Source organism: Desulfomonilaceae bacterium, assembly GCA_041662605.1.
In the GTDB taxonomy this organism is placed as follows: Bacteria; Desulfobacterota; Desulfomonilia; order Desulfomonilales; family Desulfomonilaceae; genus CAJBEZ01.
This window is the reverse complement of the sequence record JBAZSD010000002.1, coordinates 304,604-316,477: the sequence shown is the minus strand read 5'-3', so window position 1 is coordinate 316,477 and position 11,874 is coordinate 304,604. Positions and strand designations below refer to the sequence as shown.

At 48.4% G+C, this 11,874-nt stretch carries 11 protein-coding genes; 9 read left to right on the top strand and 2 right to left on the bottom strand.

Annotation, left to right across the window (positions count from 1 at the left end; translation table 11 throughout):
• The 3 genes from WC647_02820 to WC647_02810 all read left to right on the top strand — a co-directional run.
• Window positions 1–155 (top strand): IS5/IS1182 family transposase (locus WC647_02820; GenBank protein MFA6221228.1); only part of this gene is annotated, 155 nt, incomplete at its 5' end.
• Window positions 156–708: 553 nt separating this feature from the next.
• Complete coding sequence (locus tag WC647_02815) at window positions 709–1,170, top strand: hypothetical protein (GenBank protein MFA6221227.1); 462 nt, start codon at window positions 709–711, stop codon at window positions 1,168–1,170.
• A gap of 80 nt (window positions 1,171–1,250) precedes the next feature.
• On the top strand, window positions 1,251–1,805 hold the full coding sequence (locus WC647_02810; protein MFA6221226.1) for a hypothetical protein: 555 nt from the start codon (window positions 1,251–1,253) through the stop codon (window positions 1,803–1,805).
• A gap of 115 nt (window positions 1,806–1,920) precedes the next feature.
• Here WC647_02810 and WC647_02805 read toward each other — a convergent pair whose 3' ends face one another.
• Entirely contained in the window at window positions 1,921–2,964 is a 1,044-nt protein-coding gene (locus WC647_02805; protein ID MFA6221225.1) for a site-specific DNA-methyltransferase, read from the bottom strand.
• 1 nt (window position 2,965) lies between these two features.
• Window positions 2,966–4,441, bottom strand: coding sequence for a HEAT repeat domain-containing protein (locus tag WC647_02800; GenBank protein MFA6221224.1), 1,476 nt, complete (start codon window positions 4,439–4,441; stop codon window positions 2,966–2,968).
• A gap of 681 nt (window positions 4,442–5,122) precedes the next feature.
• Between WC647_02800 and WC647_02795 the strand changes: the two genes are divergently transcribed.
• The 6 genes from WC647_02795 (at window position 5,123) to WC647_02770 (ending at window position 11,868) form a co-directional block, all read left to right on the top strand.
• A complete protein-coding gene (locus tag WC647_02795; GenBank protein MFA6221223.1) occupies window positions 5,123–5,725 on the top strand; it encodes a hypothetical protein in 603 nt (200 codons plus the stop codon).
• Window positions 5,726–5,744: 19 nt separating this feature from the next.
• Window positions 5,745–7,253 carry an SPFH domain-containing protein gene (locus tag WC647_02790; GenBank protein ID MFA6221222.1) on the top strand — a complete coding sequence of 503 codons (1,509 nt, stop codon included), beginning with the start codon at window positions 5,745–5,747 and terminating at the stop codon, window positions 7,251–7,253.
• A 365-nt stretch (window positions 7,254–7,618) separates the two neighbouring features.
• Complete coding sequence (locus WC647_02785) at window positions 7,619–9,595, top strand: aldehyde ferredoxin oxidoreductase C-terminal domain-containing protein (GenBank protein ID MFA6221221.1); 1,977 nt, start codon at window positions 7,619–7,621, stop codon at window positions 9,593–9,595.
• Window positions 9,582–10,127 carry a (4Fe-4S)-binding protein gene (locus WC647_02780; protein ID MFA6221220.1) on the top strand — a complete coding sequence of 182 codons (546 nt, stop codon included), beginning with the start codon at window positions 9,582–9,584 and terminating at the stop codon, window positions 10,125–10,127. Before WC647_02785 ends, WC647_02780 begins: the two co-directional genes overlap by 14 nt.
• A gap of 40 nt (window positions 10,128–10,167) precedes the next feature.
• The gene (locus tag WC647_02775; protein ID MFA6221219.1) at window positions 10,168–10,860 is read left to right on the top strand and encodes an MBL fold metallo-hydrolase; all 693 of its coding nucleotides are present in this window, start codon (window positions 10,168–10,170) and stop codon (window positions 10,858–10,860) included.
• A gap of 153 nt (window positions 10,861–11,013) precedes the next feature.
• Window positions 11,014–11,868 (top strand): MBL fold metallo-hydrolase, encoded by an 855-nt coding sequence (locus WC647_02770; protein MFA6221218.1) that lies wholly within the window; start codon window positions 11,014–11,016, stop codon window positions 11,866–11,868.
• Window positions 11,869–11,874 lie beyond the last annotated feature (6 nt).

Here is an 11,874-nt window from a genome sequence, read left to right as displayed (position 1 = left end):
AAGAAAGAACAGCGGCGGAGCGGTTCTATAGTCGTTTAAAGGAAGAGTTCGGAGCAAACAACATTATGGTTCGAGGAGCCTTGAAGGTAAAGGCTCATTTAATGTTTGGTGTGATTGCGATCTTTGCTGACCAGTTGATCAAATTAGTGACCTGATCAGTTAAAAACACGAACTGAGAAACGATCAATAGGATAGTCGCGCCTAGAAACAGAAAAATTATGAGCTAAACCCACTAAATTTGAATGAATGATTATTTTGACCTATAAAATTGCCCTCAAAGGCTTGATGGACCAGACAAACACCAATTCCTAGGGGAGTTTTGAAAAAGGCTCCTTAGTCAAATGAGGAAGACGCTGCTTCTAATTCAAAACCTTTGCAACGTTGATTCAGTCCAGACAAAAGTGACCGAGTGCGTAGACGAAGTTATTAATATTCTCAAAGAGATACTTCAGAGTGATGCAAATAGGTGTTAAAGTAAAATCATAAAATAAACATTCAAAATCTCCTCCAAACAATCTGAGGGTAAATGCTCATTTTTCCTGTGCGAAACACGTATCTTGTCAGATTTTTTCACACTAGACCGCAACGCTATCTAATGAAAGCGTGTTTTCCCCGGCGTTGTCTTGTTTAACCACTCGTGCTAACCTTTTTGGCCCAGCAGTAATTGATTCGGCATACTCAACGGGAAAAAGGCAGAAAGAAACGGGCATGGCCAAAAAACGAAAAACTTGGGTCTGGATGCCCCCAATACCAAAGCAGCCAAAGCCTGCCGTCCCTGATCATTTGAGAGAAGATATCACGTCAAAAGCTAATGAGCTTGTTGAAAAACATCTCAAGCCGGAACACATCAAACCTCCGCCCACGAACTCGGAAATGAATTATATCGTTGATATCTGGACTAGATGGTACAGGAGCTACTTCTACTTTTGCGCCACTTACGCCTGTCCCGGGCCTAATGCCCTGTCTCCCACATTCGAAATCCGGTTCGCTAGAATGGCATACCTGGGAAACGAGAGGTTCAATCTTGCGTACATGCGTTATGCTGGGAATTGGAATGAGATCTACTACGACCTATCCATTGAAGAATGCCTGAAAGCCATCCGGGACGAACCACATTTCTTGCCTCAGGAAACGAATGGGACCAATAGCGACGTGGGCAGTCATTCTTGATTTGGTTAAGGACCTTGTCCGTACACCAAGAGGATGAGGACGTTAGGCTGGCCTCGGAATAAGAAGGAGGAGATTCCACTTTGGTAGCTAAACAGAAACAGCGAAGGCCAACCTGGTCAGACGTAAAGAGTAAGGTAGTCGGGTTGGACCAAAAACAGCTCATTCAGATTGTCGGAGACCTCTATCACGTGTCAAAAGAGAATGAGGAGTTTCTTAACGCTCGCTTTGGCGTTTTGGATGATCCACTAGCTTCGTTCAAGAAATCCATTGAGGAGTCCATGTATCCAGACATTTACCGCAACAAGCCCATTCAGATTTCAAAAGCTAAAGGAGCGATCAGGCGTTACTCCAAGGCCGTAGGAGACCTGATTGGGGAGGCCGAACTAAAAACATTCTTTGTGGAGTGCGGCAACCGGTTCACGGTTGAATATGGTGACATGAACGAAGGATTCTACAACGCCCTCAACCTCATGTACAAGGAGGCCATTGACAAGATCCTGAGTCTTCCGGTGGAGCAACGTGACGAGTTCAGGGAGCGTCTCGAAGAAATCATGGAGTCTTCCAGAAACATTGGATGGGGTTATCACGATGCGCTCCGTGACGACTACTACGAAGCTTTCCCTGAGGATGAATAGGCGCCTCTGTTCGGGTTTGTCGTCAGATAGACAATGATTTGGCTCGCGATATTGGTCGCTTGTTCAGCGCCGGCTTCGCCATCTAACAATATAATGTTTCATTTCCATTTCGAATTTATCTGTTATAGGAAGCAAACAGTACCCCTTGGCCCAGGGTTTCATCCTTCGACTTCGCTTTCTTTGCTGGGTCTAATGCGCATACCGTCTCGTCAATAAAGTAATTGGCGTGAATGTTGTTCAACTGCCCTAATACTCGCGTCACGGACTCAGCGCTATGTGCCTCAAGGAACCGCAGTACGGATGTAGCAAGATATTCCCGATTTATCTCAAAAGTTAGCCATTTCCGCTTTAGAGCTTCGGCGACAAATCCGGTAGTGTTCGATCCACCAAAAATGTCTAGGACTACATCCCCCTCGTCGGTCAGCATCTTGATAAAGAACGCGGGGAACTCCGAAGGAAATCGCGCCGGATGGCGTTCGAGTCCGAGTTCCTTGCAGAGTCGAAGATAGCTCGAGTTGCTGTCGGTGTTTGGTATAGAAAGAAGATTGGAGGGAATTGCCCCCCCATTATCCTTACCAAATCCAGCGCTTATGTCGTGGCCTGATGGGCGTTTTTTTGGCGTATAGAAACTTTTCGGGTCCTCGATCAACTTCTTCATCCTATCGGAATATTTAGCCAGCACCTTCCGAACATCGGCTTTTGGGAATTCGGTTTTACTGAACCACCATACAGTGTTAACGGAATCTTTTGCCCGAATTTTTCGCTTGTTTACCCATTCAATGGGCGACGGGAGCTTTGCTGGATTGAACCAGTAGAAATCTTCAGCAAGGTGAAACATGATTTCGTCGCAAAAAGCCAAGAGTACGCGGAAGTTGTACAAAGAACGGGACGGAATCCCAGAACGGTAAGCCCCGCCTAAGTCGAGAACGAAACTCCCACTTTCTTTGAGAACTCGGAAAACCTCTTTACCGAAGGGTTTAATCCACTGGACGTACTCCGTTTCCTCTACGTTGCCATAGGTCTTTTGGCGCTGAAGTGCGAATGGCGGTGATGTCATGACTAGATCAATGCTGTTGTCGGGCAATTCGCCGAGGAGTTCAAGCGAATCTCCAACATAGGCCTGACCTCTGGTGGTGCGGTAAAGCGGTCTGCTGTGCATGTCAGTATTCTCTCAGGTCGTTGACCCAGCTCGCCAGAATCTGCCACAATACGCTTGCGGCGAAATAAACTTCCGGGTCAGCCATGCAGATGGCCTCAACATCACCTTGAACGAAATTTTCTTTTCCATAGCCGACAATGTAACTCATCCATTTTCTTAGGTTTCCATCGGCCCCTGCGACCATGTCTGATGGATTAAATTTGCCTGTTCGTGCGAGTACCCACGATATGCCGTCGCGTTTGCCGGGGTCTCCATTTTTGAGAAGATCAATCAAGTGAGGAATTTGTGGTTCAGCAATTCGCAAAAGCGCGCGTGCCGCTTCAACCTTGATATCCAAAGGGCTTGAGTTGAAAGTGTCAATAAGTGTAGACGCAGACGCCGCAGAAGCGAATTGGCCAAGCGCCCATGCTGCTCCAGCGCGTAGTTCGTCGTTACGTTGAGGGTTTTGCAAGACTTCAATCAGTAGTTGCTCGCTCCGGCTTTTAGGTATTTCTGACGCGACAATGACCGTTTCAAGCTGGGTTTCAAGAGGAACCGTCACGATCGGACTGCGCAGCTTGTTTTCCATGAACTCCCAGCCGTTCGGGTAGTCATATGCAGCGAGGGAAGCCGCAGCCTCAAGCTGGACATAAATGTCCTCTTCGACATCGGTCATTCTTGTTTCGAGCACCGGCTTGGCTGTGGTATAGCCTCTGTAACGCAACGCTTTTGCGGCCGCGTACCTCTCACTTAGGTTAACACTTGTGAGCTTGTCTATGAAATAGGCTTCGCTAACAGATGATGGGCACTGGAGTTTTATGTTGACCGGAACGACCGCCGCCACGATCTGGTTGGCATCGACAGTCTCACCAACATTGACCTGCGGTAGAAGGGTTATCTTACCATTCTTCCGGCTCAATTGGATCGATTGTTTCCGTGCCCCTGAGATAGGGGTAAGGCTGATCCTGCCGGGTTCCGCTGCCGAAACAATTGATTGCTGGTTCGCAGCAGCACATGTCCACATCACCCTTATTTCCGACCCTTCCTCAACCCCTTTCGGCTGGGTGATGGATACCTTTCCTGCGTCGAAGGCTCGCCGCATGTCTCTGACACTGACGAAATGAACAGGTGAAATTTGTTTCAGGTCTATCGGAGATTCGTCGTTTTGAGTGAAGACAACGATTGAAACAAGGTCGTCGTCACGCATGCCCGCATCCCAAGCCCGCTTCGGATCATTGAGGGAATGCGACATTGAAATCTCAGGCTTTGTCTTTCCACGGGATTCAAACCGTATCCCTGTTTTCAAGCACAGAATGTCAGGAACCCGCACACGCTTGATCTTTATCTTCTTCCAGATCTTGAAACCTGTGGAGCCGCGTTCAAGTTCAATGGGGTTAAACCCCATCGATCTTAGTCGATTGATTGTTGCATTCGTACCTGCGGCGCCGACAGCGAGTTTTCGCAAGAAACTGTCGTCCCTCTTGAAGTTATTTGCCACTGCGCCACCACAATAATTTCTTTAAAGAGTCCAGTATTGCCTCCAGCGCCATCTTCACGCCCAACAATGATTATACAGACTATATAAAACGTCAAACGCAGACTGTTTCCTTCTGTATAAGAAATTCCGGCGTCTTTTTGTGTTCACACTCAATATCATTCATATTCACCAGACGCCAGATTCTTCCCAATCAACCTTGACCCGGCTTATACAGACTGTGTAAGCCGGGTCAAGGCGCTTCAACCGGGCTGTGGACACCGTGGTTTCTTCGATTTAGAACAACCAAGGCCTGCATGTGTGGCAACCTGCTCGTTTTGTCAATCTGCCTTTCGTCAGCATCTGGGACATGCCTCAGCAATGAGGAACCAAGCAACGGCCCATGGTGATTGCCTGATCTGTGACACAAAATAGCTGCACGCTTTGGGTTCATTTTGTTAGTCGTCGCGATCAAAAGTTTTGGGTCCATGCTACATCAAATTAAGTTGAAATTGCGAACCCAAATGAGGCTTTTTTTTGGGCCTTTTTATCAGAAAAGTTGATATGGGTCATGCAATATATCATATTTTAGATAATAGGTTCTGTGGTCATTTAACACCAATGAGGTTTCCACGTGACAAGCATTTTAATTTATGATCCAATTTAAAGTCTAAAGATATCCAGCCAGACGAGTGGAGTCGACAAATGGACACGTGGTGGGAAGGGATCTCTACCCTGAACAAGGTTTTCGTGTGCTCCGCTGTTGTATTCTCCCTGCTTTTTATATGGCAGTTAATAATGACGCTTTGGGGTGTGGATTCTCATGGCGCCGACCATATCGGGGCCGCCGGCCTAAGCGCCGGGATGGAAGCTCCTGGCCACATCGGAACCCACGATTTTAGTGGAGACGCTTTTACGCTGATTTCCACCCGATCTGTATTGGCGTTCGGCACGCTTTTCAGTTGGGCCGGCGCAATCTACCTGGCTGGTGGAACCCCGATTTTGCTCACATTGTTATATAGCTTTGCCTGGGGGGCTATAGCAATGTTTGGGGTTTCTCTGATTCTGCATTTTCTCTTAAGGATGCAGGAACAGGGGAATGTTTCAGCTTCCTGGGCGCTTGGAGAAAAAGGGTCGGTTTATATCAACATCCCTGAGAACGGTACCGGTAAAATTCGCGTAATGATGAGGGGCGTCATAAGCATAATAAATGCGCGAAGCTCTGACGGATCCCCTATATCGGCGGGAACTAGAGTAAAGGTCATCAATGTTGTCAACCAGAACACCGTAGAGGTTATCGAACAATAGAGTCCGGAGGTAAAGTGAAATGAGCGCCGCAATAATTATTACCGCAATTCTGTTTGCTGTCTTCGTATCGGTTTTATGGGCATTAAGTTCACGATACCAGCGCTGCCCCGCCAACCGCATTCTGGTCATTTACGGTAAAACGGGAAAAGGCGCAGCCAAGTGTATCCATGGAGGAGCGGCTTTTGTGTGGCCATTGTTTCAGGATTACGCCTGGTTGGATCTGGAGCCGTTCGTAGTTCCTATTGATTTGAACAATGCGCTCTCACAGGAAAACATTCGGGTTTCGGTCCCTACATCAGTCACAGTGGCAATCAGCACAGAAGAGGGCATCATGCAAAACGCCTCAATCAGATTACTCGGCCAGGGTATAGAGGAAGTGAAGGCGCAGGCGCAAAGCGTTATATTGGGTCAGATGCGTCAGGTGATGGCCACCATGAGGATAGAAGAGATTAACCGTGACCGCCAGGCATTCATGACAAAAGTCAATGAATCCTTGTCGGTAGAACTTGAAAAAATAGGACTTTCCGTAATCAACGTTAACATCAAGGATATTGAAGACGACAGCGGATATATAAAGGCTCTTGGACGAAAAGCAGCGGCTGAAGCTGTAAATCAGGCGCTGGTCGACGTTGCGGAGCAGGAAAAAAATGGCACTATTGGGGTGGCGGAGAGGCAACGCGATCAGAAACGAGCGGTGGCTGCTGCAAACGCCGCTGCGGCCGTAGGCGAGGCTGAAGCCGAAAGGGACCGCCGAAAAGCTCTGGCCGCGGCTGACGCCGAAGCTTCCATTGGAGAGGCCGAAGCCGGGCGTAATCGCAGACAGAAAGTATCTCTACTGGAAGCTGAGGCTGTAAACGTCGAAGCTCAGGCCAGCGCTTCGGTAGCAAATTTTCAAGCTACCCGGAAGGTTGCCGAAGAGGAAGCCAGATCCAAAGGTCAAAGCGCATCCGTTCAGGCGGATGGGGCGATCAGGGTTGCCGAACAGGATGCGCAGCGGCAGGCTGAAGAAGCTCGGGCACGGCGTGAACAGGCACGTCTGAATGCTGAAATTGTAGTTTTTGCTGAAGCTGAAAAACAGAAAGCAATTTTGGAGGCCGAAGCTTTACGGCAGAAAAGCGTGTTAATCGCAAAAGGGGAAGCTGAAGGTACCATCGCTCGTATGCAGGCGGAAGCGCAAGGCGTCAAATCTCAACTTGATTCAAAGGCGCAAGGTTATAAGGCTCTGATTGAGGCATGCAGCGCGGACCCACAATTAACAGCGTCCCTGCTTCTCATAGAGAAACTGACTGAGCTGATGCAAATCCAGGCGGATGCAATTAGAAACCTGCCAATTGAAAAGGTGATGGTCTGGGATGGTGGGGGCGAAGGAGGACTGAGTGATCTTGGCAAGCGTTTCATGGGAGTTCTCCCTCCAATACATGAATTAGCCCGGATTGCCGGATTGGAACTGCCGGAGTTCCTGGGCAAGGCAACCCGGAAACCAGCGGATGAATCCTCAGAAAAAGAAATTGTCGATCGACACTTATAGACAAGCACCTCACTTCGAGATTTTGTGGGTCAGCGATTCTTTCCTGTTCTAAAATTGGCCCCAGTTTCTTTTTGGACCGGTTTCTTTTGTGAACCAGGTCCATCACTAAAGCTACTGCAATCACCCTATAAAATTTATTGGCGAAATACATAAAGGCTTGACATAGTTTTTATATAAGTGGTATTCGTACGTTGTCTTATGTCATATTGGACATAAGACTCTTCATAGAAGAGGGCCCAGCCAAATTGGGATAAAAAAGAACATGGATATTAGTCACTTACCAAGTATCAACCGAAGTATTGTCGGTAAAGAATAGTTATGGCGCTAATGAGCGTGTCGAGAGTCGACTGAAAGGGATAACAAACATGAGATATGCAGAGACCGGATTTAATCTGGAAATAGATCTGGCCCGAGGAAGCATTGAGAGGGTGGCGACTGACCCAAAATTGACGGAACTTCATCTCGGGGGTTTGGGTACCAGCGTCAAGATGCACTGGGATAGGGTTCGCCCTGAGACTAAAGCGTTTGATCCTGAAAATTTACTGATAATAAGCTCCGGTCTTCTCAACGGCACCCCGGCTTATAGCGCTAATCGTACCCTTGTTACTTTCGTTTCTCCCCAGTCGAATTTTCTGGCGTACCCAATGATGGGGGGATTCTTTGGCGCGGAATTGAAATATGCCGGTTATGACAAAGTGGTGTTTCGCAATAAGTCCCCCAAGTTGGTCTACATCTGGATAAAAAATGACAAAGTGGAAATCCGTGACGCCTCTCATTTGAAGGGCAAGGGCGCTCTTGAAACTCAAGATCTTATAAGAGAGGAACTGAACGAGCCGAGAGCCCAGGTCGCCGCTATTGGACTGGCTGGTGAAAATCGGGTTTTCACGGCTTCCATCGAGCAAAGCAGGTCCAGCGCGAGCAGGCTCGGCGGAGGCGCCGTTATGGGAGACAAAAATATAAAGGCAGTCGCTGTCCGTGGAACAAAAGACCTCTATCTTGCCCGAGGGGCTGAATTCATGGAACATATGGCGAAAGTGACGGAATATATAAACTTCCGAAACACAAACCCGATTCCTGACGTAATGACTATTTTGTCAGGGATTGGGTCGCCGCAGGAAATGAAACATACCGACGAGAAGTGGCACACTGAAAACTTCATGTGGGGAAACGCACGCACCAGGAGAAGAGACTTCTGGAGCAAGCCGAACGAAGAGAATTGGACTACAACTCAATTAGCCGCCATCCAACGCCTGATAAGTTGTTTCAACTGTCCACAACAGTGCGGAGCCCTAGTGTCATCCGAGGTGGCAGGCGGCAGGAAATACATGATGAAATGCTTTGGAAAACTCACATATTCCATGGCAGCCTATGTGGACGATCTTCGCTTCAACTTTAAAATCCTTGAACGCGCCACTGAATATGGGGTGGACTCATTTTCCACTCCGCAGATCCTGGCGTTCGCCGTTGAACTCTATGAAGCTGGAATTCTGACTGACAAGGACTTCGAAGGATGCCCGTCCGACAAGGAGGGGAGATTTTTCTGGTTACTTGACAGAGTAGTCCGGAGGGAAGGAATCGGAGACATTCTTGCGGATGGAGTTTATTACGCAGCTCGAAAAATTGGCAACGGCGCGGAAAAATTCGATCATAATACGATCAAGAAACACGAGCAACTTCCCCTCAAGCTGGGAATGTTGGATCCCATCTATTTCCTTATGTATTCCACCAACGAGAAGATAAGTATTACCCAAATTGAAGGGAATTTTCCACAGGCGGCTTTTCCCACGAGAGAACAGAGAGAATCGTTTGTAAGGGATTGGCCCCAAGTTCCAAACGAAAAATTTAAACAATATGTTATGGAATGGGAACCAAGGGGAGACAACGCGATCCCGTATTTTCCAACTCCAGATATGGCCTGTGAAATTGTGGATTGGATGGAGATGCTGCACAATATTGATGATGCCCTGGGATTGTGCGCCGGGATGGCGTCATTTTGTCTGAAGCCTCCATATCATATACACAACTACCCATTACTTATCTCGGCAGCGACGGGGATGGACCTGGACGAAGCCGGATTAAAAAAGATCGTCAACAGGAGTCGGAACCTACACCGTGCTTTCAACAACAAGAGAGGCATGAGGAGAGCTGATGAAAAGCCCCCTGAAGACCACTGGAAAAGGAGATTCCCTGAACTTGAAGAACAACTTTTGTCTACATATTACAAATTTAAGGGATGGAATATGGACGGCATACCTACAAGAGAAAGATTGATGGAACTGGACCTGGGGTATGTAGCGGAAGAACTGGAAAAAAGGGGGATCTTGGAAGTTGGCCAAAATTAAGAAGATAGTCAAGACAATCAAGATAGAAGCTGATAAATGCAATGGCTGTCGGGCGTGTGAGATCATCTGCTCAACGTATCACGCTACGCCTCAATACAGCAGCGTCAATCCGGCAAGGTCACGTATTCATGTGATCAGCCGTCGGCTGAAAAACATCTGGCTTCCGGTATTCGCGGGTGAGTATGCGCCGGCCGAATGTATGGGCAGAGACAAATACGTGATTGACGGAAAGGAATACGACGAGTGTTCCTTTTGCAGGGCTTCCTGTCCATCCAGGGACCTTTTCAAGGAACCGGATTCCGGCCTTCCTCTCAAATGCGATATGTGTGAAAGCGATCCACCACTATCGAAACCGAAGTGTGTTGAGAAGTGTCTCAACAATGTGCTGATCTATGAAGAAAGGGAAGAGGAAGTCGAGGAAGAGGTGAAGCTGGAGGACGTGGAGATAGGACTGGAATCCATGATCGACAAGTATGGCATGCAGAAGGTCTTTGATACCTTTTCCCGGATGTCGGCGTCAAAAAGGGGCTAACACGGTTCGCTGTTTCACGTTTGTTTGAAAAGGGGTAGGAGTGAGCGTAAGAATCAGAAATAATTTATGGCAAGTCGGCGGAAGAGGGCTGACTGATCCCTCGGACGCCGCCTCTTACCTACTAAGGTTCGGCGACAAAGCAGTTCTCATTGACGCCGGAAGTGGGCGAGGTCAAGCGCAATTGATAAAAAACATTGCCGAATGCCTGGAACCAGACGCTCAACTTGAATACCTTCTGCTGACTCACTGTCACTTCGATCATACCGGCGGCGCCCGCGCCATAAGAGAGGAATACGGCTGCCGAATCGTGGCTCATGAGTTGGATGCGATCTATCTCGAATCAGGCGACAACCGTGTGACTGGAGCAGCGCTCTACGGAGCCCGCCTGGAACCATTCCCCATCGATATCAAATTACAGGGCCAAGAATCGAAACTCGCTATTGGCCCCGGCGCCGTGACCGCCATTCACTGCCCGGGCCACTCCCCTGGTTCGGTCGTGTATACTACGGACATTGACGGTCAACTTGTTCTTTTTGGGCAAGACGCGCACGGTCCGATCCATTCGGAATTCCTTTCCGATGAAAAACAGTATCTGGATTCGTTGGCAAGACTTCTAAACCTGGAGGCCGATCTCCTTCTGGAAGGCCATTTTGGCGTCATCGAGACAAAACAAGAGGTTCGAGAATTTATTGAGTCTTGCATAACCCCATCTCCGCAACCATGTCGGTGCTAGTAACAAACCCGGTCGGCTAAAGGACACTTTTGCGTATCTGGGACCGTCAGTGACGTTCCGGATGATGGCGTGATAATGGGTAGGCCTTCGTTGTTGGTCATGACCTCCGGTCAACTGAACAATATCATTGCGCCGAACAAATAGGGGTTCCGAGTGACTGTAAGAATCAGGAACAATCTATGGCACGTGGGCGGGAACGGCCTAACTGATCCGTCTGACGCAGACATCTACCTTATAAGGTTCGCAGATAAAGCTGCTCTCATAGACGCCGGAAGTGGGCGAGGTCAAGCGCAATTGATAAAAAACATCGCCGAATGCATGGAACCAGGCGTGCAGCTCGAATACCTACTTTTGACTCACTGTCACTTCGATCATAGCGGTGGCGCAAAGGCTGTGAGAGACGAATACGGTTGCCGAATCGTGGCGCATGAGTTGGATGCGATCTATCTCGAATCAGGCGACAATCGTGTGACTGGAGCTTCCTGGTATGGGGCCCAAGCCGAACCCTTCACTGTAGACATCAAATTGCAGGGAAAAGAATCGAAACTTGCCGTCGGTAGCGGCTCCTTGACAGCCATTCACTGCCCGGGCCACTCCCCAGGTTCGGTGGCGTATACTACAGAGATTGACGGTGAGCTTATTCTTTTCGGACAGGACATCCACGGCCCGATCCATTCGGAATTCCTGTCTGATGAAAAACAGTATCTGGATTCTTTGACAAGACTTATAAGCCTGGATGCAGATCTTCTTCTTGAAGGCCATTTTGGCGTCATCGAGCCAAAACACGAGGTTAGACAATTTATCGAGTATTGGAGATCCCCGCTGGGAGTGTCTCATTACGCTATTTTGTACGCTCCCGATGGTTGGGTGGAAAGCCAAAAAATGAAACCGCTTCCGGTCGTCAAGTGTCTGACACGCCAGAGGAAATTAAGTGATATTCCAATTGTTGGTGAAACGTTTCGGAAATTGGACTGCGCCAATGGGCCAGGTTCTAGTCTTGTGGAATAGGCGGCC

Bases quoted from the DNA above. Each gene is read 5' to 3' on its own strand.
- WC647_02795 (MFA6221223.1), top strand. From the start codon at position 5,123: ATGGACACGTGGTGGGAAGGGATCTCTACCCTGAACAAGGTTTTCGTG.
- WC647_02805 (MFA6221225.1), bottom strand. From the start codon at position 2,964: ATGCACAGCAGACCGCTTTACCGCACCACCAGAGGTCAGGCCTATGTT.
- WC647_02785 (MFA6221221.1), top strand. From the start codon at position 7,619: ATGAGATATGCAGAGACCGGATTTAATCTGGAAATAGATCTGGCCCGA.
- WC647_02815 (MFA6221227.1), top strand. From the start codon at position 709: ATGGCCAAAAAACGAAAAACTTGGGTCTGGATGCCCCCAATACCAAAG.
- WC647_02790 (MFA6221222.1), top strand. From the start codon at position 5,745: ATGAGCGCCGCAATAATTATTACCGCAATTCTGTTTGCTGTCTTCGTA.